At 32.1% G+C, this 24,630-nt stretch carries 23 protein-coding genes; 19 read left to right on the forward strand and 4 right to left on the reverse strand.

What is annotated here, in order from left to right; translation table 11 throughout:
• The first annotated feature begins 79 nt into the window (after positions 1-79).
• From C1I91_RS02550 to C1I91_RS02565, 4 genes are all read left to right on the forward strand, one after another.
• Positions 80-1,438, forward strand: coding sequence for a peptidoglycan-binding domain-containing protein (locus tag C1I91_RS02550; protein ID WP_128211085.1), 1,359 nt, complete (start codon positions 80-82; stop codon positions 1,436-1,438).
• A gap of 409 nt (positions 1,439-1,847) precedes the next feature.
• A complete protein-coding gene (locus tag C1I91_RS02555; protein WP_128211086.1) occupies positions 1,848-3,635 on the forward strand; it encodes a heme NO-binding domain-containing protein in 1,788 nt (595 codons plus the stop codon).
• Between the two features lie 288 nt (positions 3,636-3,923).
• Positions 3,924-4,625 carry a response regulator transcription factor gene (locus C1I91_RS02560; RefSeq protein ID WP_128211087.1) on the forward strand — a complete coding sequence of 234 codons (702 nt, stop codon included), beginning with the start codon at positions 3,924-3,926 and terminating at the stop codon, positions 4,623-4,625.
• Positions 4,597-6,855, forward strand: coding sequence for a HAMP domain-containing sensor histidine kinase (locus C1I91_RS02565; protein ID WP_128211088.1), 2,259 nt, complete (start codon positions 4,597-4,599; stop codon positions 6,853-6,855). Before C1I91_RS02560 ends, C1I91_RS02565 begins: the two co-directional genes overlap by 29 nt.
• A gap of 222 nt (positions 6,856-7,077) precedes the next feature.
• Here C1I91_RS02565 and C1I91_RS02570 read toward each other — a convergent pair whose 3' ends face one another.
• Positions 7,078-7,968 carry a radical SAM protein gene (locus C1I91_RS02570; RefSeq protein WP_128215896.1) on the reverse strand — a complete coding sequence of 297 codons (891 nt, stop codon included), beginning with the start codon at positions 7,966-7,968 and terminating at the stop codon, positions 7,078-7,080.
• A gap of 643 nt (positions 7,969-8,611) precedes the next feature.
• On the opposite strand from C1I91_RS02570, the gene C1I91_RS02575 reads away from it, so the two are divergent.
• Positions 8,612-9,409 (forward strand): alpha/beta fold hydrolase, encoded by a 798-nt coding sequence (locus C1I91_RS02575; RefSeq protein ID WP_128211089.1) that lies wholly within the window; start codon positions 8,612-8,614, stop codon positions 9,407-9,409.
• A 195-nt stretch (positions 9,410-9,604) separates the two neighbouring features.
• On the opposite strand, the gene C1I91_RS02580 is transcribed toward C1I91_RS02575, so the two are convergent.
• The gene (locus C1I91_RS02580; RefSeq protein ID WP_128211090.1) at positions 9,605-10,654 is read right to left on the reverse strand and encodes a YkvI family membrane protein; all 1,050 of its coding nucleotides are present in this window, start codon (positions 10,652-10,654) and stop codon (positions 9,605-9,607) included.
• Between the two features lie 171 nt (positions 10,655-10,825).
• On the opposite strand from C1I91_RS02580, the gene C1I91_RS02585 reads away from it, so the two are divergent.
• From C1I91_RS02585 to C1I91_RS02605, 5 genes are all read left to right on the forward strand, one after another.
• Complete coding sequence (locus tag C1I91_RS02585; RefSeq protein WP_128211091.1) at positions 10,826-11,923, forward strand: hypothetical protein; 1,098 nt, start codon at positions 10,826-10,828, stop codon at positions 11,921-11,923.
• A 401-nt stretch (positions 11,924-12,324) separates the two neighbouring features.
• Positions 12,325-13,266: a tRNA modification radical SAM protein MnmL/YtqA gene (gene mnmL / locus C1I91_RS02590; RefSeq protein ID WP_128211092.1), complete on the forward strand. Its 942-nt coding sequence runs from the start codon at positions 12,325-12,327 to the stop codon at positions 13,264-13,266.
• An 82-nt stretch (positions 13,267-13,348) separates the two neighbouring features.
• Positions 13,349-14,458 (forward strand): ABC transporter ATP-binding protein, encoded by a 1,110-nt coding sequence (locus C1I91_RS02595; protein ID WP_128211093.1) that lies wholly within the window; start codon positions 13,349-13,351, stop codon positions 14,456-14,458.
• Between the two features lie 11 nt (positions 14,459-14,469).
• Positions 14,470-15,414, forward strand: a complete 945-nt coding sequence (locus C1I91_RS02600) for a PucR family transcriptional regulator (protein WP_128211094.1) — start codon at positions 14,470-14,472, stop codon at positions 15,412-15,414.
• Entirely contained in the window at positions 15,414-16,121 is a 708-nt protein-coding gene (locus C1I91_RS02605) for a 2-phosphosulfolactate phosphatase family protein (protein ID WP_128211095.1), read from the forward strand. Before C1I91_RS02600 ends, C1I91_RS02605 begins: the two co-directional genes overlap by 1 nt.
• Positions 16,122-16,263: 142 nt before the next feature.
• Here C1I91_RS02605 and C1I91_RS02610 read toward each other — a convergent pair whose 3' ends face one another.
• A complete protein-coding gene (locus C1I91_RS02610) occupies positions 16,264-17,439 on the reverse strand; it encodes a class I SAM-dependent rRNA methyltransferase (RefSeq protein ID WP_128211096.1) in 1,176 nt (391 codons plus the stop codon).
• A 237-nt stretch (positions 17,440-17,676) separates the two neighbouring features.
• On the opposite strand from C1I91_RS02610, the gene C1I91_RS02615 reads away from it, so the two are divergent.
• The 9 genes from C1I91_RS02615 (at position 17,677) to C1I91_RS02655 (ending at position 23,804) form a co-directional block, all read left to right on the forward strand.
• Positions 17,677-18,540 carry a sensor histidine kinase gene (locus C1I91_RS02615; protein WP_128211097.1) on the forward strand — a complete coding sequence of 288 codons (864 nt, stop codon included), beginning with the start codon at positions 17,677-17,679 and terminating at the stop codon, positions 18,538-18,540.
• A gap of 122 nt (positions 18,541-18,662) precedes the next feature.
• The gene (locus C1I91_RS02620; RefSeq protein WP_128211098.1) at positions 18,663-19,154 is read left to right on the forward strand and encodes an NfeD family protein; all 492 of its coding nucleotides are present in this window, start codon (positions 18,663-18,665) and stop codon (positions 19,152-19,154) included.
• A 22-nt stretch (positions 19,155-19,176) separates the two neighbouring features.
• The gene (gene floA, locus C1I91_RS02625; protein ID WP_128211099.1) at positions 19,177-20,163 is read left to right on the forward strand and encodes a flotillin-like protein FloA; all 987 of its coding nucleotides are present in this window, start codon (positions 19,177-19,179) and stop codon (positions 20,161-20,163) included.
• 42 nt (positions 20,164-20,205) lie between these two features.
• Positions 20,206-20,574 (forward strand): hypothetical protein, encoded by a 369-nt coding sequence (locus C1I91_RS02630; RefSeq protein WP_128211100.1) that lies wholly within the window; start codon positions 20,206-20,208, stop codon positions 20,572-20,574.
• 189 nt (positions 20,575-20,763) lie between these two features.
• Complete coding sequence (locus C1I91_RS02635) at positions 20,764-21,501, forward strand: LytR/AlgR family response regulator transcription factor (protein WP_128211101.1); 738 nt, start codon at positions 20,764-20,766, stop codon at positions 21,499-21,501.
• A gap of 29 nt (positions 21,502-21,530) precedes the next feature.
• Positions 21,531-21,932, forward strand: coding sequence for a hypothetical protein (locus tag C1I91_RS02640; RefSeq protein ID WP_128211102.1), 402 nt, complete (start codon positions 21,531-21,533; stop codon positions 21,930-21,932).
• A 169-nt stretch (positions 21,933-22,101) separates the two neighbouring features.
• Positions 22,102-22,335 carry a hypothetical protein gene (locus tag C1I91_RS02645; RefSeq protein ID WP_128211103.1) on the forward strand — a complete coding sequence of 78 codons (234 nt, stop codon included), beginning with the start codon at positions 22,102-22,104 and terminating at the stop codon, positions 22,333-22,335.
• A 219-nt stretch (positions 22,336-22,554) separates the two neighbouring features.
• Entirely contained in the window at positions 22,555-23,175 is a 621-nt protein-coding gene (locus C1I91_RS02650) for a DUF1643 domain-containing protein (protein ID WP_128211104.1), read from the forward strand.
• A 23-nt stretch (positions 23,176-23,198) separates the two neighbouring features.
• Complete coding sequence (locus C1I91_RS02655) at positions 23,199-23,804, forward strand: CHAP domain-containing protein (protein WP_128211105.1); 606 nt, start codon at positions 23,199-23,201, stop codon at positions 23,802-23,804.
• A gap of 95 nt (positions 23,805-23,899) precedes the next feature.
• Here the strand turns inward: C1I91_RS02655 and C1I91_RS02660 are convergent, their stop codons facing one another.
• Positions 23,900-24,124 (reverse strand): (2Fe-2S)-binding protein, encoded by a 225-nt coding sequence (locus tag C1I91_RS02660; RefSeq protein WP_128211106.1) that lies wholly within the window; start codon positions 24,122-24,124, stop codon positions 23,900-23,902.
• Between the last annotated feature and the right edge of the window lie 506 nt (positions 24,125-24,630).

Below are 24,630 nucleotides of genomic sequence, written 5' to 3' on the forward strand. Positions count from 1 at the left end.
ATTAAAACTAAGTATATCGTTCACAAAAGTTTTATTAAAATCATAATATATTAGAGAGAAATTTTAAAGGAGTCACATAATGCCGTTTAGGGGTGATTTGAAAATTCAATGTTTTCAAGGGGACAATTATGTTCCTTTGGATAGAGCGAGGATAACAATTAGTCCAACTGGTCAATTTGTCTCACCTAATGCTAAAACTATACAACTTATTACAGATTCTTCAGGATTAACACAACAGGTTCCGTTAGATACGCCGCCAATTGATTATTCCCAAGCTCCAACAAACCAGATTCCTTATAGTCTTGCAAATGTAAGAGTAGAAAGGGATGGTTTTGAACCACTATTCGTAAGAGGATGTCAGGTGTATCCTGATAGAGTTGCTTTTCAGCAGTGCAGGATGGTACCAGTATCAAACACAAGGCAACAGCAGGACATCATAGTTATACTACCCAATAAACTTGTAGGTAACTTTCCACCTAAGATACCAGAATCTCCAGAAAAGGTTATGCCTCCTCCAGCTAGCGGAGTAGTACTTCCTTATCCAGTTGTTCCTGAATATGTAGTAGTTCATCAAGGCGTTCCTAATGATGCTTCAGCACCTAACTACACAGTTAGATACAAGGATTATATAAAGAACGTAGCTAGCTCTGAAATATTTCCAACTTGGTCGGATAATACTATAAGGGCGAATTTATATTGTATAATATCGTTCACTCTCAATAGAATATACACAGAGTGGTATAGAGGAAAAGGAAAGAACTTTGATATAACAAGTTCTACTGCTTATGACCATGCATTTAGTTATGGCAGAAACATATTTGATAATATAGACAGAATAGCCGATGAAATATTCTCTTCCTATGTAAAGAGGCCAGGAAGAAGACAGCCGCTTCTAACTCAATATTGTGATGGAAAAAATGTTCAGTGTCCAGGCTGGCTAACACAGTGGGGTAGTAAATATCTTGGAGATGAAGGAAAAGCACCTTTTGATATACTAACAAGTTTTTATGGTACAGATCTTGAGCTTAATAGAGCAGATCAGGTAAAAGGAATTCCAAGCTCTTATCCTGGATATAATCTTACCATAGGAGCAAAAGGTGAACCTGTAAGGACAATACAAACCTTTTTAAATAGAATATCCGTAGCATATCCACTTATTCCAAAGCTATCGGTAGATGGAGATTATGGGCCTAACACTGCAAACTCTGTTAAGACATTCCAAGGTGTATTTAACTTGCCTCAAACAGGAGTTGTAGATTACGCTACCTGGTACAAGATTTCAGACGTATATGTAGGAGTTAGTAAGATCGCTGAGCTTAGAGGTTACAGCTATGATACGAAAGAAGTGGGAATAGAGAGAACCTTCTTCCCACCATCAACCAATATTTATAGAAATGACGATGTGCCTTATGTACAATATTTTGATGATTTATATTAAGGAAGGTTTTTCAATAAAGAATACAGATACAATGCAGGCTACCTTAGGTAGTCTGCATATTTTTTAGATTATTATAAAACTTGTGGTTATCTAAACGTATCAATATCGATGGCTTATGATATTTGTTTAGGGTAAATAGTAAAAAATAAAAGTATTGCGAATACCAGGTGTTAATCATATGCATTCGGAAAGTCATATGGGAAAGAAGTTAGCAATAGAAATGTAAAATTTTATTAAATAGGTAGATTATATATTTATATTTTTGATAAAGCTAACTATAATGGAATAGTATACAAAAAATGTGTAGAATATTGGCGAATTATTGTCTTTTTATGACTATTTATTTTCGGATAATAGGAGTATAATTAGTAGAGATGATAATGGTTATTAAATAATAAGGAGGATTCTTATGAAAGGTACAGTAGTTTCTACATGGCTTAAGACTTGTAGAAGACTTTATGGGGATGACGTTGTAGATAGTGCTATGACTAAGGTCTCTTGGGATAGCAATAAGATTTTTACACCACTAGAGAATGTAGATGATAAGGTAATAGGAAATGTGATAAGATACATAGCCGAAGTTAGACAGATGGAGATCGGAAGGCTTTGGCACATATTAGGTGAAAATAACATAGATACTTTTTATAATGATTACCCAGCTTTCTTTAGAAAGTTAAATTTATATACATTCCTAAAAGCAATGAATGATGTACATGCTGTTATAATGAGAAAGTTCGCCGGAGCAAAGCCGCCTGCTTTTCAATTAGAGCCAGTAAGTAAGAACCAAGCTATATTTGTATATAATTCACCAAGAGGAATGTTTGATTATTTTCAAGGTCTTCTCATAGGTAGTGCAAAAAGGTTTGGTGAAGAAATAGCGATAGAAGAAGTTGCAAGAACAGAAACTTCACTATCCCTTAAATTAACTTTTCAATATGAAATAATAAATAGGAAAAAGTTTAGACTTAATAAAATCTTATCTCTTGGTTTTATAAGAAATATAGGGGTTAAGTCAGCGATTCCGACCTTTGTAATCACAGCTATTTTAGGAGTAATACTTGCTGGAACAGTTAATGGACTTATATTAGCTGGAGTAGCTTCCGTTATATCAGCTTTATTTACAAGTATTATGCTTTCACCAAGAAAGGTAATAATAAATGAGCTTAATGCTATGGCAGAAAGAAAATACAGCAATTTTCAGTTGGAATCTAAGGATATGTTTGAAGATATATTCAACAGTATTGTTGGAGTTAAAAATATGTGGTCTCAAGACTTAACTTCCTTCAATAGTGTTACAGACGAGATGAACGTATTTTCTAAGAACATGTTTGATATAACAGAATCTATGAAGTTTACTACTGATGAAATCAGCGGATTTTCTGGACAAGTTGCAGATATGGCAACAGAGCAAGATATAAATACAGAAAAACTATTAACTCAAATAAATCATAACATTGAGGAAATAAATTCATTAGTAAGCAGTGAAAATAAGAATAAAGCTGAGCTTGATAAAGCCGTTCTAAAGATTGGTGATAGCTATGAACACGTAGAAAAGTCAAGCAGAAATATAGAAAGTTCACTTAAATCCTTTATGGGAGTAAAAGATAGTGGAAGAAGGCTTCAAGAAAAGGCTTTAGATATAACTAGCATAGTATCTATTGTTTCTGGAATATCTGAACAGACTAATCTGCTAGCTTTAAATGCTTCTATAGAAGCAGCTAGAGCAGGTGAACAAGGAAGAGGCTTTGCAGTTGTTGCTGATTCCATAAGAAAGCTAGCAGAACAATCAAAGGATGCTGTTGGTGAAATAAACTCAAACCTAGATACCTTTGCAAAAGATATAAATGTACTAGTGGATAACATAGATGATCAGTATAATATACTTGAATCAGAAACTTCCTCACTTAGAGACGTTAAGGACATAAGCTTTGAAGCTAAGAACTCAATACAAGAAGTTTCACAAGCAATAAATACTTCTATCCAAGCTCTTAACAGAGAAGCAGATTCTATACAAGAGATGTTTAAGAGTATAGACTCATTAGCGGCTATAGCTGTAGAAAATGCAGCAGCTTCGGAAACAGTAAGTGCTAGTATTGATGACTACAAGAAGGAAATCGACAAGACCATAGAGAGCATAAGAAAAATTGAAGGAATAATAGATGTATTTAAGAAGGAATTAGCTAAGTATAATATATAGTCTTTAATACATAATAAAAACTACCTAATACGAATTGGGACAGGATTCGTGTTAGGTAGTTTTTTATTTTTTGCAAGTTTATTAAAGGTAGATATATAAAAGAAAACTGCCTAAGCGATTTTTAATGACCGCCCCTTTCTGTATAAGTTATCTGCAAAATTTCGTAAGAAAAACTTAAGAAATATGAAAAGTAGTTTGTAATATTTTAGCTATATTATTTAAGAAAAGGTTTAGGAGGGAGTTGCATGGTATAATATTGTAGAATTGTATTAATAGGGGGAAGAGAGTTTGATAAAGCATAATGTTCTAGTTGTTGATGATGAAAAAGAAATAACAGATGCTATTGAGATTTATCTCATGAATGAGGGGTTAAAGGTATTTAAGGCATATGATGGCTTAGAGGCTTTAGATATTTTGATGGATAACGACATTCACTTGATTTTGATGGATATAATGATGCCTAGATTGGATGGCTTAAAGGCTACCTTTAGGATAAGGGAAGAGAGAAATATACCTATAATAATTCTGTCAGCCAAATCAGAAGATGCTGATAAGGTCTTAGGTCTTAATATGGGAGCAGATGACTATATAACAAAACCTTTCAACCCCTTAGAGCTTGTAGCAAGAGTGAAATCTCAGCTAAGAAGATATTTAAATCTTGGCAATTATAAAAGCTTAGAAAAAGGTGAGTTAAGAGCAGGTGGTTTGGTTCTTAATACTTTAGATAAAAGTGTCTCAGTTGATGGAGAAGAGATTAAACTAACTCCAAGAGAATATAAAATCTTAGAACTTCTGATATCAAACCAGGGAAGAGTTTTTTCTATAGATGAGATATATGAAATAGTGTGGAATGAGCCAAGCTATAACAGTGAAAATACCGTAGCAGTTCACATAAGGAGAATAAGAGAAAAGATCGAAATAAATCCTAAAGAGCCTAAATACTTAAAGGTGGTGTGGGGAATTGGATATAAAATCGAGAAGCAAAAATAAGCTTTTAAAGATAATTGCACCATGGGTAGCTGCATTTTCTTTGGTGACTGTATTGTTTGTTGGGTATGATGTTTTTGAGCATAGGGAGTATATTGAGGAAGATGGTTTCTATAAAACCTCTGATTTTATGGTTAGAGTAAGAAATATAAGTGAGGACTTAGTTGATTATGTAGAAAAATATAAAAATGAAGACTATATAAAGAATGTCCCTGAGGCTGAGGTGAAATTAAAGCAAGATGACTTGAAAAATCAGTTAGAAAACGAAGTAAACAATATAAATAATGAATTTTCTTATAGAATTAGTGATGCAAAAAATCAGCAGGATAAAGAGCAAGAAAATAAGTTAAAGAAGGAAAAGGACGAACAGATTAAGCAAGTTACTGAGAAGTATGAAAAGCAGATAAATGATGTAGCTACAATAAAAAGCGAAATAATAGCTATTAAGTTGGAATCTTTAAAGATGTTAGATAGCAAACTTAATTCTTATAAAAATCTAAAATATTATATCATAGACAACAAAGATAAAACTGTAAAATCCAATATAAGCAATAATAATGCTAGTTATAACATAGATGATTTTAACAAGGTAATAAATAAAGATTTGGGTTTTTACATTAGAACTTATTATAGAGAGTATGGTGGTTATGATTGTAATATAAAGATTTCTGATTCTAATAACAGTAAGAATATATTAGATGGATTGGCAGGTAATGTAGTTAGTAATAACGCCACGATATATTTAAGTGTTAATAAGTATATAACTGAGGGAGACTCTTTGTATTTACAATATAAAAAATACCTTGATTTGAAGGCAACTATGTATGGAGAGATACTTACGGCTTTAATAGCAGCGGTACTACTAGCATTGAGCTCATTTGTATTGATAAGAGAAAAAAGATCTGATGAAATTAAGAATTTAAAACTTTTAGATAGGGTACCTGTTGAAATTAAGTTAACATTTATAATTACTAGCTTCTGTATAACATTTTTTATAATGACTGATGCTAGATTGTTTTATGTTCTTTCATCAAGAGATTACTCATATATTGTTTTAGCTATTATTCTGACATCTATATCATTGTTCATCTTAATAAAAGATGTTGTTAGAATGAGAACTGAAAAGATAAGAAGTGAAATTCTTAAAAAATCAATTCTTCACAAAGTTTATTTGTTTTACAAGAGAGTTATTCGAACAATCAAAGAAATGTTATATGTAAAAAGTGTATTTTTTAAGTTTATTTTCTTTATGATTTCTATTCTATTCATTATATTGCCAACTACAGTTATTACTATATTGCTGCTCGAACATGATGCAAACCTATGGGGGGGAATACTTTCGATTTTCATAGTATCATTTAGCTTGTTTACTATTGTTTATAGCTTTAAGAAGCTTGCTATGATAAATAAAATAATTATAGGAGCTGAGAGAATATGCAGTGGAGATTTAAACTATAACATAGAGGCAAAAGGAAAAGGAAACTTAGCTACATTAGCTAATAATATAAATAACATGAAGGCCGGACTTAAGAATTCCATAGAGAATGAGGTTAAAAGCGATAGATTAAAAACAGAACTTATAACCAATGTATCTCATGATCTAAAGACTCCATTGACTTCTATTATTAACTATGTAGATTTACTTAAGAAAGATGATATTTCTCCTGAAGAAATGAGAGATTATATTAAAGTCTTAGATAGAAAGTCTCAAAGATTAAAAGTTTTAATAGAAGATCTTTTCGAGGCTTCTAAGGCTGCAAGTGGGGCCCTAGAGTTAAATATAGAAAGAGTTGAGGTAAGCTCGCTTCTTAAGCAAACCTTAGCGGAATTTGAGGAGAAGATAAAAGAAGCAGAGTTGGACTTTAGAGTTAGCTATCCAGAAGAGAAATTATATATAATGGCGGATGGCAAAAAGCTTTGGAGAGTCTTTGAAAATCTAATAACAAATATACTTAAGTACTCTTTAGGTAGAACTAGGGTTTATATTCTAATGAGTAATGAAGAAGGAAAGATAAAGATATCCATGAAGAATATCTCAGCTTATGAACTAGAAATAGACTCAGAAGAGTTAGTTGAAAGATTTAAAAGAGGAGATAAATCAAGAAATACAGAAGGCTCAGGCCTAGGACTTGCTATAGCAAAGAGTCTAGTAGAGCTTCAAAAGGGAGTTTTTAATATAGAAATAGACGGCGATCTTTTTAAGGTAATAATGGAATTTGCTGAAGTAAAATAAATACTAAACAAAAAAACATGCAGGAAAGGCATTTTACTATGTCTTTATGCATGTTTTTATTCATATAAGCTTTTAATTATTCTAAACTTAGTGATTTTTAATTTCTATATTGCTATCCAGATTGATCTATTAATTCATGCATATGTGCTGATAACCATAAGCTTAGATTATCGGGTATGTATAAATCAATCTTATAGTATGGCTTAAAGATATGCTTTGGTTCTAGACTCCTTCGTTTTTAAAGGATGGTACGAAGGCTTCGCTGTTAGTGCCAGAGTCTTGTATAAAGCCATTAGTAACTCCTATAGATAAAGCATAGTCTATAAGAGAATCATAGTGATTTGGGTTTAGTATTCTATTTATTTCTGGAAATTCATTAGCCTTATGCAAAGGCGTATATTGGTTCATTATGCTTATGTACACGTTATTGCCAAAGGTATTAAATATATCATCAATAACTTTCTTGCTGTCAAAAAGAAGTCCTGGAAGCATAAGATGTCTTACTATTACGCCTTTTTTTATGATACCTCTTTCATCAAACTGAGGTGTTCCAACTTGTCTTAACATCTCACTGATTACTACATTTATATTTTCAGTATAGTCTTTAGCCTTTGAGTAGTTTATGGCATATTTAGCACTAAAGTATTTATAATCTGGAAGGTAAACATCTATCAGTCCATCTAAAGCTTTAATGGTATCTAAAGAATCATATCCATTTGTATTGTAAAGTATAGGTATACTTAGACCTTTACTCCTAGCAAGGTGCAAGGCTTCAATTATTTGAGGAACATAGTGGGTAGGAGTAACTAGATTTATATTATTAGCCTCTTTCTCTTGAAGCTCTAGAAATATTTGGCTCAATCTTTCAATACTTATTTCCTTACCATTGTACTCTTGACTTATCTCATGATTTTGGCAGAAAACACATCCTAGATTGCAGTGAGAAAAGAACACTGTTCCAGAACCTTCACTTCCAGATACACAGGGCTCTTCCCAAAAGTGAAGCTCTGCTCTAGCTACCTTTATTTTTTCGCTAGCCTTACAAAATCCAACTTTTCCGTCTAATCTATTTACTTTGCAGCTTCTATTACAAAGCTCACAGCTCTTTAACATATCTAAATATCTCAAATTCAACACCTCTATATAGAGTCCCTAAGCCAATTATTAATTTATACTTGCCTGAGAGTTCACAGACTGCGAGATTTTCCAAGGAGCATAAATTAAAGTTTTGATATGGCAACTCTTTAATAAAAATCTAAATAAATAATATCACAAATATTGTGTTTAAGCTCTAGAAAGTTATAAGCATAAACTTGGAAAGCCTCATTAAAACTATATATTTATATAAATCTATAATTATAAAATCATATGAATATTAGTTTTTTAAAGCAATTCTAAATAAAAAAACATCTGATTGCAATAGTTCACTTATATATCGTCTACTGCATAAAAGTTTGGTGCCAACAATTCTTTTAAAAGTAATTTAAAAAATAGGCTACTAATTTTTAAAACTATAGATATTAATTACATTATATACATGATTTTCCTGATGGAGTATAATCAAAGTAAAGTATAAAAAGTTTTGCTATCTAAATCTATTAATATCAACGATTTATAACGGCCATTTAGGGTAAACAGTAAAAAAGAAATCTTATTTACCTGCCAGATTCTTTTTCATATACCTTTGGAAAGGCAGATGTTCAAAAAGCTCACTTCAGAGACTTTTGTACTATGAATAGATTGGAGAAAATAAAAAATGAAGTTTTATGAGTTTGGGGACAAGAGCAATCCAGCACTGTTTTTAATACATGGTACAGCCAGTCATTGGCAATTGAGCTTTGGCCATGTTATAGAAGGACTAATAGGTCAATATTATGTAGTTTGTGTAGCTATAACTGGACATGATGATAATGATGACACTAAAATAGTTTCTATAATGAATGAAGTGGATAAATTAGAAGCATATATTAAAAAGGAGTATAACAGTAAAATATTTGGGATTTATGGTTCTTCCTTAGGAGGCTCTATTGTAGCAAAACTGCTGGAAAGGGGGAATATATCAATAGATCATGCTATTACTGGAAGTACAGACTTTGACTATATGTCAGGTTTAAAGGCAATAATTTGCGCCAAGATATTAGCAAGAGTATTTTATAAATATGCTAAGAATGGAGAAGTAAAAGGAATTCTTAAATTATTTGTTAGATCAGAAGAAAGTAAAAAGTATCTAAAAGACCTAAGTAAAGTAATTTATAAAAATATAACCTATGAAACTTTATATAAGGAATATTATACTGACTTAATAATGCCAATCGACGATGGCATCACAACAGAGAAAACCAAAGTTCACTGTATATTTGGAATGAAGGAGGATGTAGATAAGCTGGTCGTTAGATATAAAAAGCATTTTCCAAAGGCTGAGATAATTGGTTTAGCTGGTCTCAATCATGAAGAATTGCTGTTTAAAGAGCCCAAAGAATGGGCTAATATGATAAAAAGTTTATTAAATAAAGTTGAATATGAGTATTATAGAGGTATTCAGAAATTTAGTTAGGCTGCCATTGTGTTTTTTGAAAGCGGTATTAAATTTTTTATTATTCTATGAGAATAATAAAAGAACATATTTAAAAGTTCATAAGCACTTAGAAAAATAGAAGCCAGGTATAAGATGGTAAGACAATACCTTTTTATACATGGCTTTAATTGATGAAAAATTTTATTTTTTTAATTAACTAATTTAAAATATTAATTACCGAAGTTTTTTAAAATAGAAGTATAGACATTGGCTTATAAATATGAGGCTTAGCACCCCAAACATTGGGTAAAGAGTAGATATTAAGTTAGTGAAGCCAATTTGAGATACTAATATAGCTAGTCCAATAACTAGGAATATTGCAGTATCATACTTGATATTAAAAGATTTATCTAAAGTTTTAGAAATTGAGTACACATCAGATACTTCAGTTGAAAACATTTCTAACCATATTATAGCTAGTAGAACTACCTGAATAACCCTTCCAAATCTGTTTGTGATGTATAAAAGTGGAATCTCATATTCATATATATATGGCTGATTTAGCATAAGCATTAGATTTATAGCCATACATAATAGTGTTAGTCCTATTGCACCGATAGATATTCCTAGGATCATAGTTCTAGTCTTCTTCATTTCCGTACTCAACGGAACCATTACACCTGAACAGCACAATATATTGTATCCAGAGTAAAGAATTGTTGACAACCACCAATTATTCTTTTGTGCACCTAGACTTTTAAGATGAGTTATTGTGATTACATCTTTATAAAAGACTAAATATAAGATTAGTATGGTTGAAATAACTAGTATCAGTGATGGAACTATAAATGAGTTAACTTCTATCAAACCAGAAGTTTCACGAGTTAGTGCTAGTAACGCAGCTGTAGCCATAATTAAAGTGCCTAATATTTTTGGAATACCAAAGAACTGGTGTAAAAGAGCACCGCTTCCTGCCAATATTATTGAGGCAGAAGATATAAGATAAAGTGTAGTTATAACTCCTGTTATTTTTCCTAAAAAATTAGGACTTACTACGTTTATTACTTCGCCATAGGAACCTAAATTAAATGAAATACTAATCTTAGCCATTATTGAACACATAGCTATGTAGAATAGTCCACAAAAAATTATACCGATAAAACTCTTATATCCATAAGAAGTAAAAAATTGAGTTATTTCTTTTCCTGAAGCTAATCCGGCTCCTACAATTGTGCCTATAAACACTGCAGCTATTTGAAAGACCTTTAGGGCTTCTTTTTTCACGTTATCCCTCCATATGTATTGTTCATAATAAGTATATAGGGATTGTCCAACATTTATTCTTAAAACTTTGAATAATATTTTGCTGTTAAGTAACTTTTAAAACTTATAATAGTTTTTATTTAAATGGAAAAGCTATTTTTATGAGCATCTGAATGTAAGGAGTGAAAGGGCATGAAAAAAAGAAGAGTAATTATAGCATGGTTCTTAATTATGGTTACTATACTTGTTGGGTGCAAAAAAAGTGGAGAAAGTAGCGGAAGCAGTACAGAAAGCCTAGTAAATGAAAAACAAGCTATAAGAGTTGCCGAAAATTATATGACATACCTTTCTAGGAATGATTTTGAGAATGCTAGAAAGCTATGCAGTTCTAAGCTTGCCAATAAGACTCAAGACCTTCATGATACGGATTTATCTATAGTTGACTTTTCTGTAAGTGAGATAAACCAATCTGGGAAAAGTGCAATTATAAGAGCAAAGGTAAATAGGTTGAAAAAGGGAGTGCCAAGAGCAGATATAGATGACTTCTCTATTAAGATTTCTAAAAAAGAAGGAGAGGTATATGAGATTGATGAAGTAAAGGCTGAAACTTTAGTTGAAGCTTTTGTTGATCAAGATAAGATAAAGCTAAAAGCCAAAGATGAGCCAAAAGCTAAGCTTGTAATATCTGTAAAAGATTTACCAAAGGATATGTATCCCAAAACCAATGAAGCAAACATATTAAAGAAGGAGATACCTGCTAAAGAGTTTACTGCTATTAACTTCACAGCATCAGGGCAGCGTATGGGAGTATCTACCAAGGATGGCAATGCATCTTTTGTTGCTATATTAGAAGTGGAAGATGCAGTACCTACTGCTGGCTCACAAGGCGGTGGAGGAGGTGGTGGTGGCGGTGAAGGCCAAGACCAAAGCAAGCAAGAGGATCCGGATAAGAAGCCTTTAGCTAAAAAGGTAAAAGCTATTGATATATATGACAATGGAATAGTTCAGATGATTATGTTTTCCCAAGATGAAAACTATATGGCGGTGCAATATTTAGAAAATGGTTCAATAAATAGGGTGAAAGCTTATAATGTTGCAAGCGGAAGTATGCTCGAAGCTAATTTTGATAAGATATTTCCATCTGACAAATATGAGTTAACTTTTTCTAAGTTTACAAAAACTGAGATGTTCTTTGAAGTAAAGGGCGTAAGCGGAAGAAATGATGTTAGGCAGGATGTTATAGGAATGTATAAGCTTGATTTCAAAGAGCTTAAGGTTGATAAAGTTTAGAGATATGTAAATACAGTTTTCTGCTAAAAAGACAGTTATTAATTGTTACAAACTGAAAGTCATGTATAGAGGAATATATTTTATACTTTTATGCATGACTAATTTTTTACTTTTAAGAAAAAGATAAAAATTTTTGTAGTTAGATTTAGTAATTTTAAGGGATTAGGGCAGCTATTTAGGTTAAATAGTAAAGAATAAAATTATGTCTCCTTATATAATTTATTCACATACGTTCAGAAAAGACAAATGAGTAAAAAGTATAAATTTTATTACCAAGGGGTGCGTTAGTATACTTGTAGAGTAGTCAAGCAAAACAGCTGCAATATATAACATTGCTTTTAGTAACAATTAAAGAGTAAAATGATGATATAATATTTTATTCTTTATGAAAGGTTGATTATATGGAACAAAAGAAAATGTGGGGAAGTAAGCCATATCACACTTTAAACTATTTTTTAAGAGAAAAGTTTGGCGAAAAGGTATTTAAGATATCACTAGATGCTGGTTTCACCTGCCCTAATAGAGATGGGACAATAAGCAAAGGGGGTTGCCTTTTCTGTAGTGAAAGAGGCTCTGGAGACTTTGCTGGAGATAGATGCTTTTCAATATCCTCTCAGTTTGGGGATATAAAAAATATGATGCTTAAGAAATGGAAGAATGGTAAGTACATTGCTTATTTTCAAGCTTATACAAACACTTATGCGCCGGTAGAAGTGCTTAGAGAAAAGTATGAAGAGGCTTTAGCGCAGGAGGACGTAGTTGCTATAGCTATAGCAACAAGACCAGACTGCTTAGATGAAGATGTACTAGATTTGTTAGAAGAGATTAATAAAAAGGTATATCTTTGGATAGAACTTGGCCTTCAAACGGTAAATGACGAAACTGCTAAAATAATAAATAGAGGGTACAAGTTAGAAGTTTTTGAGGAAGCTTTAAAAAAACTAAAAGAAAGATCCATAGACGTAGTGGCTCACTGCATTTTTGGATTACCTGGAGAGACAGAGCAAGACATGATAAATACGGTAGATTACATTGCTCATAGTGGAGTAAAAGGTGTTAAGTTCCATCTACTTCATTTGCTAAAGGATACTCCTCTTGTAAAATTATACGAACAAGGCAAGCTTAATTTTTTAACTCAGGAACAATACATAAATCTTATATGCAAAGCCCTAACTATGCTGCCGGAAGATGTAGTTGTTCATAGGCTTACAGGTGATGCACCAAGGGATTCCTTAATAGGTCCTATGTGGAGTTTAAAGAAGTGGGAAATATTAAACGAAATAGACAATAATATGAAGAAGTGTAATTTTTACCAGGGTTTGTACTTTGCTACAAATAGCTAAAAATAATTTTGTGATTTCCTCGTATGGAATAACTGCTATTAAACGGTTACAATAATAGTATAAAGTAGAAGGAGGAGTACAAATGGCAAATTTATCATTAAAACATATATATAAAGTGTACCAAGGAGATGTAACTGCAGTAAAGGACTTTAACCTAGAGATAGAGGATAAAGAATTTATAGTATTCGTAGGACCATCTGGTTGTGGTAAATCAACTACACTAAGAATGATAGCAGGACTTGAAGAAATATCTGACGGAGAACTTTGGATCGGAGATAAAGTAGTAAACGACGTTGCACCTAAGGATAGAGATATAGCAATGGTTTTCCAAAGTTATGCTTTATATCCACATATGACAGTATTTGACAACATGGCCTTCGGACTAAAATTAAGAAAAATGCCTAAAGATGAAATAGATAAGAAAGTAAGAGAAGCGGCTAAGAGCCTTGACATAGAACATCTATTAGATAGAAAACCAAAAGCACTTTCAGGTGGACAAAGACAAAGAGTTGCGCTAGGTAGAGCTATAGTAAGAGAACCTAAGGTATTCTTAATGGACGAACCTCTTTCAAACCTAGATGCTAAACTAAGAGTTCAAATGAGAACTGAAATCTCTAAGTTACACAAGAGACTTCAAACTACATTCATATATGTAACACATGACCAAACAGAAGCTATGACTATGGGTACTAGAATCGTTGTTATGAGAGATGGATTAGTTCAACAAGTTGCAAGTCCTCAAGAAGTATACGATCACCCAGCTAACATATTCGTTGCAGGATTTATAGGATCTCCTCAAATGAACTTTTTAAATGCAAAAGTTGCTGAAGAACAAGGTAAGGTATATCTTGTACTTGGTGGAGAAAAGATTCTTTTAAATGATGACCAAGCTGCTACATTAAAAAAGAACAATTATGTAGGAAAAGATGTTATAATGGGTATAAGACCAGAACATATTGAAGATGATGCTGAGTTCATAACTAAGAATCCAAATTCTGTAATAGAAGCTAAGGTAGAAGTTACAGAATTAATGGGAGCTGAAAGCTACATTTATGTAACTAAGGGTTCAGATAGCATGACAGTAAGAGTAAATGGAAGCACTAAACTTCAATCAGGAGATAGAGCTAAGTTCGCACTAGAAGTTGATAAAATACACGTATTTGATAAGGAAACAGAAATCACAGTTCTATAGGAGGCGTTATTATGTATAATTTCAAGGATTATCTTGCTAGATTGAGTGAAAATAGTGGTGTAGAGTTTAGACTTTCGTTAGATGATAGTGTAGCTTTATTTGATTCTATAAAGTCGTCTGAAATCTCGCTACTAGAAAAGGAGCTTTGGCTCGGAGCGCAAAAAGCAAAGCTTACAATCAGCAAAGACTTTGAAATGTGCATAACACTGCTTAAATATTCTATAGAAACTAAGTATAGAGAAATATTCTCTATGAGGGAACAACTTGTTATCAACATGTTGGAAGGTAAGGGTGTATCTACTGAGGCGTTATATAACGCTTTACCCTTCCTATCTAACAGATGTACCTTATTCCTTGTATCATTAAGCAAAAACAGATATGATGCTCTTAATGTAATAAAAGAATCTTATGATGACGAGAATATAGTAAGCATGATTTATAAAGATTTTATAGTTATATTAGGAAACTTCGAAGATGAACTTGAACATGCAAATAGTATTAAAGACTCTATTCTTTCTGATATATATACTAAGTGCTACATAAGTTACAGTACATTTAACGGAGGAGCAGATGATATAAAGGCTGCTTTCAATGATGCTTCTTTATATATAACCTTAAGCAAAAAGTATGACCTTAAAGAGATGGTATATAATTCAGGAGAGATCATATTAGAAAAATTAATATACAATATAAATGATGGCATGAAAGATGAATTGTTTATAAAGTTTAAAGATAAATTCTCTAAGTTTGATTCTGAAATACTAAGTACCATAGAAGAGTTTGCAAATTGCGGACTTAATATAAGCGAAGCTGCTAAAAAGTTATATATACATAGAAATACACTTATATATAGACTAGATAAAATCTACAAAGATACTGGCTATGATATAAGGAATTTCAAACAAGCATCAATATTTATAATAGCGTTTTTTATCTGGAAGGAGAGAAGAGCTTAATGAATATAGATGTGATTATTTCAGCAGAGGATATAAGACCAGAGCTTATTACAAATAAGGTTGTGGTTGTGATTGATATGCTAAGAGCTACGTCTGTTATTACTACTGCATTGGCAAATGGAGCAGAAAAGGTAATTCCAGTACTAACTGTTGAAGAATCATTTAAAATTGCAGAAAGCCTAAACAACGAAGTTATATTAGGTGGAGAAAGAAGAGCAGTAAAGATAGATGGCTTCCATATGTCTAACTCGCCACTAGAATATACCAGAAAAGAAGTAGAAGGCAGAACTGTAATATTATCCACTACCAATGGAACTAAGGCAATAAATAACTGTCTAGAAGCTGATAAGATATACATAGGGTGTATGTTAAATGCTAAAGCTGTTGCAGATAAGCTAATTGAGCTAGATAAAGATGTGGTTTTTGTCAATGCAGGAACCCTAGGCAAGTTTTCAATAGATGATTTTATATGTGCAGGTTACATGATAAAGTGTCTATCAAAAAACAGCAATGCTGTAATTAGTGATTTAGCCTTTACTGCTAAGTATGTTTATGACAATAATAATAATGTTCTTGATTATATAAAGAATGCAAGACATTATGAGGTGTTAAAGTCTTTAAATCTAGAGGCTGATATACAGTATTGTGTTAAAAAAGATCTATTTTCAATAGTTCCAGAATATAAACAAGGTGAAATTACAATATAATAAGTTGGGAATGCATAGAGCTTAAGGATTATAAGTGAAAACTTATAAGTCAGGAGGCTCTTTTTTACTGTTTAGAAAGTTATATATTATAATTGATATTTAGAAAACTGGACCATTGCTTATAATGATCCAGCTTGATTTTTTATATCACCTGGAATATAAAGAACTTCAAGTAATAGCTTTCGTCAGAGCTCCAAAGTATTGGATGATCTGCAGATTGAGTTCTGAATTCTACTTGTCTAAGCTGTCTTTTTGCATCTCTAGCAGCTTCTTCTATGGTCTTCTTTAGAAGCTCCTCACTCATATAGTGTGAACAAGAGCAAGTCACAAGGAAACCGCCTTCTCTTACCATCTTTAGGCCTCTAAGATTTATTTCCTTATAGCCTCTTTTTGCTCCTACTACAGTATTTTTTGACTTTGTAAATGCAGGGGGATCCAGGATAACTACGTCAAACTTTCTATTTTCCTTAGCCCACTTAGGAAGGATATCAAAAGCGTTGTGACATTCGAATTTAACTACATCAGAAAGGTTGTTGAGGGCTGAGTTTCTTGTAGCAAAGTCCACCGCATGTTGAGATACATCTATACCTAATACTGATTTAGCACCAGCTATCCCAGCATTTAAAGCAAAGGAGCCTGTATGTGTAAAGCAGTCAAGTACTTCTGCATCCTTACAGATTCTGTGTATTGCTCTTCTATTTTCTTTTTGATCTAAGAAGAAGCCTGTTTTTTGACCATTTTCCAAATCAACATAATACTTTACTCCGTTTTCTGTTATTTGTACCATGGTATCAAAAGGTTCAGTCAAGAAACCTTTCTTTTGCTCAAGACCTTCTATTTCTCTTGTAGCTATATCGCTTCTCTCATAAACTCCCTTAGCTCCGAAATCTTCTTTAAGAATCTTAACAATTAAGTCACGATACTTATCCATTCCTAAAGTAGATATTTGTATAACGAAGTAATCTTCAAACTTGTCTATGGTAAGCCCAGGTAGGAAGTCTGCTTCTCCAAATACAAATCTGCAGCTTGAGGTATCAATAACCTTTTCTCTATAACTCCAAGCATTCTTTAATCTCTTTTTAAAGAAGTTTTCATCTATAGCTTCATCTATATCCTTAGTCATAAGTCTTATGGTTATTTTGCTTCTGTCGTTTATATAACCTTTTCCTATAAATTCATTCTTTTCAGTATATACTTCTACGATGTCTCCGTTTTCATAGTCGCCATCATATTCATTTATTTCATCGATATATATCCAAGGGCGACCTGCTGATAATTTCTTGTTTGCAATCTTATGTAAATAAAATTTACTAGCCATTTTTCCACTCCTTATGTAACTATTAAGTTACAAATATTTACTGAAATATTAATATAATAATTAATATCTTATATAATCCTATAAGATTATAACACATAGACGACATTTTATTCATTCATAATTTAGTTTGTATAATTACTTTATCGTAAACCACTAAGAACAAATTGGTTTACGATGAAAAATATGGTATTATAGAAGATGGGGTTATTTCACAAAGAGAGGCTGGGCATAAATATAATGAAATTAAATAAGTTTAAGTTTAGTCTAGGAAAAATCTTATTATTTTCAACCTTAATGAATGTAGTTCAGGTAGTATTAATGATTTCTTTAATAGCTTTTGACAAGGCGGATAATATCATAGGAGATAATACCGCTAAGATATACATAATAGCTTTAATGATAGCTATGAACAGCTTGATATCTGTATTTAGTTTTTACTCTATTCTATTTAGAAAAGGGGAAAAAGGTTTAGTTGAATCAATGAGAAATCTGGAGCAGCTAAACAGAACCTTAAGGGAGCAGAGGCATGATTATCTTAACCATATTCAGATAATCTATGGACTTATGGAAATAGGCGAGTATGAAGAAGCTAAAAACTATATGGAGCCAGTTTATAAAGATATAATAAAGCTTAGCAAAGCTTTAAAGACCTCTGAGCCAGCGGTAAACGCATTACTTCAGGCAAAGCTTCAAATGGCCGAGCAAAAAGATATAACTGTGGAAATAGAAGTTAAGACAGAATTAAAAAGACTTCCTATAAAGGCTTGGGAGCTTTGCAGAATTCTAGGAAATCTTGTGGATAACTCTATATACGCATTACAGCTTAAAGGCGACAACAGATTCTTGTTTATTGAGCTTACTGAAACAGTAAGTAACTATAAATTCACTGTGATGAATAATGGGCCTAAGATATCTAAAGAAGTGATTCCATCAATATTTAGTGAAGGCTTTACCACTAAGGGTAATGAAGGCAACGGAATGGGGTTATTTATAGTAAAAGAAATACTCAATAACTGCGGTGGAGATATAAATGTAGAATCAAATGATGATAGAACCGCATTCTATTTTATTATACCAAAGGCACCAGAAATACTTTCATAGATAAATCAACAACATAAAAAGACATTTGGAGAGTAAAAATGTATTTTTTGTTGATTTAATATTACTTATACTAAAAAAGGTTGTATTATATGATTAAAAGGATGATGAAGGGAGGAAAACAAATGGATTTATTCTCGGCATTTTCTGCATTGACTATTATTCTTTTAATTATAGGTTTTATCTTAGTTGCAATTGAAATGGTAGTTCCTGGTTTTGGAGTGCCTGGTATAGCAGGCTCAATATGTCTTTTAGCTGCGGTATTTATAACAGTCAGATCCTTTGAAGAGGCACTTATAATGATTGTAGGAATACTAGCAATACTAGGGATACTGCTTGCAATAGTTTTAAATGCTTTTACAAAAGGCAAACTATTTAAACCCTTGATATTAACTGAAGAACAGCATAAAGATAAAGGGTATATAAGCTCTGTTGATTTAGATTACTTACTTCATAAGACTGGTATAACAATTACCGATCTAAGGCCTGCTGGAGCAGCAGATTTTGATGGAGTTAAGTTTGATGTAGTTGCAGACGGAGAATATATTTCTAGAAATACTAAGGTCGAGATATTTAGAGTTCAAGGCTCTAGATTAGTAGTTAGAAAAATAAAATAAATTATATTTTAGGAGGATTGTCATGGGAGACGCTGTTGCTATTAGAATCATTATTAGTATCGTAATCATTGTTTTTGTAGTTGGAACCTTTTTCACTTTCGTTCCATTGGGCTTATGGGTATCTTCATTAGCTGCTAATGTAAGAGTAAGTGTATTTAATTTAGTAGGTATGAGACTTAGAAGAGTTGTACCAAGTAGAATAGTACTACCTCTTATCAAGGCTACTAAGGCTGGTCTTACGATAAACGTAAACCAACTAGAAGCACATTACCTTGCAGGAGGAAATGTAGATAAGGTAGTTGATGCACTTATAGCTGCTCATAGAGCTGATATAGATCTTCACTTTGAAAAAGCTGCTGCAATAGATCTTGCTGGTAGAGATGTTTTGGAAGCTGTTAAGATGAGTGTTAACCCAAAGGTTATAGAAACACCAAACGTTTCAGCTGTTGCTAAGGACGGTATAGAGTTATTAGTTAAAGCTAGAGTAACTGTTAGAACTAACCTAGAAAGACTTGTTGGTGGAGCTGGTGAAGCTACAATCCTTGCAAGAGTAGGTGAAGGTATAGTAACTAATGTAGGTTCTTCAGAAAGCCATAAGCTAGTACTTGAAAACCCAGATGCTATTTCACAAACTGTTTTAAATAAGGGACTTGATGCAGGAACTGCCTTTGAGATATTATCTATAGATATTGCGGACGTAGATGTAGGAAGAAATATAGGTGCACATCTTCAAACTCTTCAAGCAGAAGCAGATAAGAATATCGCTCAAGCTAAAGCAGAAGAAAGAAGAGCTATGGCTGTAGCTAGAGAACAAGAAATGAGAGCTGCAGTTGTTGAAGCCGAATCAGAAGTTCCAAGAGCAATGGCTCAAGCACTTAGAGAAGGAAAGCTTGGAATAATGGATTATTATGATATGCAAAATCTTATAGCTGATACAAGAATGAGATCATCTATTTCGGAAGCAGGACAAAAGAAGAAGGAAATCAAATCAAATAACGAAGAAAAGTAATTATACTAAAGCCTTTATTTATTCCATAAGGGAGTGATAAGTGTGGACTTAAAGGATATTATATCTGATATTATGGATAATATTTCAGATAACAGTGACATCAAAGGGATAACAGATAGCTTTAAAAAATATAAGCAGATGGCTCAATATGGATCAGAAAGGTACAGACCATATGTGCCTCCTATAGTTAAACCTGAGAGCGTTGAAGCTTCAGCAGAGCCTGCGGTAGAAGTATCAAAAGGTGCTACTGAAGTTATTATAGAAGAGCAGGCTATTGATAAAAATGGCTTTGGTTTAGAAGGAATTGCTCAGGAAATAACGCCATTGAAGCTACAACAGGCTATCATCCTTTCTGAACTTATAAATAAGCCAGTGTGCAAGAGAAAGAGGAATGGCTTTAGAAGGGTTTAATAAAGATGGATTACTTCAATCCGAAAATATAAATTTTATTATGAAGTGATACATTTATATAGTTACAAGTTTAAAATATAGATGCTAAGGTATTATAATAATGCTTTAGCATCTATATAAATTTCCACTAAGTTAACTTTATTAACAGAAGTTTTTAAGATATGACTAATTTTTAAAGAGAGGTATACAATGAAGGTATTAATAGTAGATGATGAGAAGGGCATGAGATTAATAATAAGAAAAGTAGTTGAGAAGGCTCAAGGCTTTGAAGTTGTGGGAGAAGCTGGAGATGGCGAGCTCGCTATAAGTCTATTTCAAGATAAGAGGCCAGAAGTAGTGTTCTTAGATGTAGAGATGCCAGGTTGTAGTGGCATTGATCTAGCTAAAAAGATATCAGACATTGATCCTAAAACAATAATAATATTTGCTACTGCTCACTCTCAGTATATGTCAGATGCCTTTCAGGTTTATGCCTTTGATTACTTAGTGAAGCCCTTCAAAATGGAGAGACTTAATCAAACTCTTGATAGGATAAAGAAGCTAAGTGAACCTTCAGAGCATTATGGAATAGATAAGATAATAAAGCATGAAAAAGGATTAGAAAAACTTATGATAAAAAATAAAGAAGGCATAAGTTTTATTGATTCTAAGGAAATTGTGCTTATACAAAGAGAGGAAAATAACACTGTCATATATACCAATTCCGATAGTTTTATTACTTCAGCTACTTTAACAGAGATAGAAGAAAAGTTAGATAAAAATCAATTTTTTAGAAGTCACAAGTCTTATATAATAAATCTATCATTAATTACTAGAATTTATCCCTATGGCAGATGGACTTATATAGTTAAACTTAAGAACACAGATAAGGATGCTTTATTAACTCATGAAAAGTATGAAGATATAAAGAAAATATTTAGCTTGTAAAAATGGTTATAGTAAGGAGTACAATATATATGGAAGATTCGAGAGAAAGAGGCTGTCTCATAACAGGATATTTAATATTAAGTTTTATAGGCGGAATACTTAGCGCTCTATCATACCCAACAACTAAATTAAGTCAAAACTTAGCTCCAGAAATTGCAAAGCAGTTTCCTTTAAGCAACACAGCAATTATAATTTCAACTATACTAGGTATACTTACATTGATTGCTGTAATAGGAGTTTTTGCATGGAATAAGATAGCTATGTATGCTTTTATAGTTTTGGCTATAATAAAAAATATAGTTGCCTTTGTTTCAAGTGGTTTTACACTTGGAAACTCAATTTGGGCTGTTATATCAATAGGCATACCTGCACTAATAGCATACACACTTATTAAGCGTATGTCTGAAGAACAGGTTGATGAGAATATATAAGGCTTATAATAAGGTCGAAAATTCTAAAATCAATACAGTTATATAGAGAACGGCAATTTGTAAGTAAGGGATATTTGAGTTCTATTAAATAAATTATAAAATTATAAAGAGTAAAAAAAAACTTCTGAGAGATAATAAAAATAAAGTCATTCTTGGGAGGTTTTTTTATATGGTATGGGATAAGATGAGAGAATTAAATCTTGACGATAAAATTGAGGAGCACTTAAAAGATGTAACTCAAAGAGATTCAAATGCGGTAGAAGAGATAGTTACAGATCCAGAGCTTCTTATGAAGGTAAAAGAGTTCATTCATGCAGGAATGGATCCAAGAACAATTGGAGAATCTTTAAACCTTTCCGTAAAGCAAGTAAACATAATAAAAGATATGCTTGGAAAAATGTGATAAAGAGTTTTTTAAAATCCATAAAAGCTCTTTGTGAAAGTAAAAGTCATGTATATAAAGTAGATAAATCTCCTTTTATGCATGGCTTTTGTTTATTTAAATTATCAAACATAAATTTATATCTTAGATGCACATCTGAATATATTAGTGGAATATATTAATACAAATATAAATATGTATTAATAAAGCTTTACAAAATAAGAAAAGGGGATTTGGAGGATGCAGAAAAGTAAATATCCTAGATTTGTTTGTAAAAGCTCCATGGAAATATTGGAGGATTATGATAATGATAGATGTTATAAGCTTACATTTCCCATAAGCAAGAAGGGAAATAAGAATATATTGGTTATAGGAAGAGCCCCTAAGCTTTGCAATGATTTTAAGTGTGATAAATTAATACAAAGGGTTTTGAAATACGTTGACAGTAGACGAGAAGAATTTGGAGATATATATAAAGTTAGTGTCGTAAATTTATTTACTGTTATTGAATATGAAAGAAGTAGTATAGAATACGCACTTAATACCAGGGGAGAATGCTTTGCCACTGGCAATGATGATTTATTCAAGTTAAATGATGTAGCTATACGTAATGATGATATAATAAAGCGTTGCATAGAAGAAGCTGACTATATAATACTTGGCTGGGGAGAGGTAATTAAGGAAATAGAGACTATATACAACTTAAGAGTAGAATATATATTAAAGACTATACGGGAGCTTAATTCGTTGAGTATTGGGCAAAGAAAGATGTATGTAGTTGGTGATCTTACTAAAAAGGGATACCCTAGACACTGTTTTAATTGGAATTTGCAAGATCCATTAATGGAATTTCAGTGGTAGATTATAGTTATTGAGAGGAATTTATGTACTATAGGAGAAGAAAATATAATTTTATAAGGACAATGTTTGTTGCTGTAATAGTAGTATTGATACTAGGAGTGGTATTGTCTATAGTTACAAGTTTAGCATATAAGTTTGGAAGTGAAGTTGGCAAGGTGGCTGATACTTACCAGGGGATACCTATATACAATAATGGACAAGATAGCTCTGTTGAGAATGGAATAAGTAAAAGCAAGGATGGTTACGTTTACGGTTATAAATGGCAGTGTGTAGAATTTATAAATAGGTTTTATCACGACAAACTTGGAACAAGCATACCTGGTGGAGGAAACGCCAAGGATTATTTTGATTCAAGGATCAATAATGGGGAGTTGAATAACACAAGAATGCTCCTTCAGTTTAAAAATGGTGAAGGTGATAAACCAAAAGTGAATGATATAATAGTTTTCAATATAGGACAGTATGGACACTTAGGTATAGTAAGTAAAGTTGGAGAAGATTATATAGAAATAGTACAGCAAAATGTCCACGGGAAACCAAGGGACAATCTTTATATAACCTATAAGGATGATAAGCCTATAATAGGAGCTGGTAGAGGGGTTTTAGGTTGGTTAAGAAAAGACAGCTAAAACTTGCAAAAAAGCACTAATGAAAATACATTAGTGCTTTTTCAATATTACGATAGGGAGATAAAAATAATTAACTAATGAACAATAAAGGGGAATTAAAGCCATTGGTTGTTTAGGTATCCGTCTATCAATTCTTGAATTTTAGGGGTACATCTTCTACCACCGCAACCGCCTGTGCGTGCGCCGGTAACTTTAGTAACTTCGTCAGGTGTACGAGCACCTTTTCTTATAGCGTCTTTTATCTTAGACCTGGGGATGGCCTTACATAAACAGACTTTTGTTAGCTTATCTAAAATTTCTTGATTTAAGTTATTTTCCATATCTAATCCTCCATACTTTTAGGATGACTATTAAAGGGGATGGAAAATCTTATTAACTATATTAAACCACTTTGCTATTTGAAAGTCAATAGTAATTAGTAATAATTATTAAATAAAATCTTCTGTCCTCATATTATTCTCACTATAATTATATCCATAATTAATGAGTTTTAGATATATAGTATATGTAATATCTAAATATTTGGGATATAAGTTAATAAGAGAGTTAATAAATATATAATGCTTAACATCTCAAGTGGGATTTTTATAATCTATTGAATTATATTATGTGTAGTTTTTGCAGTAAGCTTTAACTAAGGATATTTCTTTCCAGTAGCTAGAATACTAAAAGAAAAAACTGAAAAATAAATTAGGATTTATAAAGATCATAGAAAAGATTACAAGACTCAATATAAATAATCTAAATAGATACATCAACATGATAAGCACCTCTAAAATTTAATGATTACATTTATTATATTAAAACATATCAATTAATTTGTAAA

This window comes from Clostridium manihotivorum (assembly GCF_004015185.1).
In the GTDB taxonomy this organism is placed as follows: domain Bacteria; phylum Bacillota; class Clostridia; order Clostridiales; family Clostridiaceae; genus Clostridium_AR; species Clostridium_AR manihotivorum.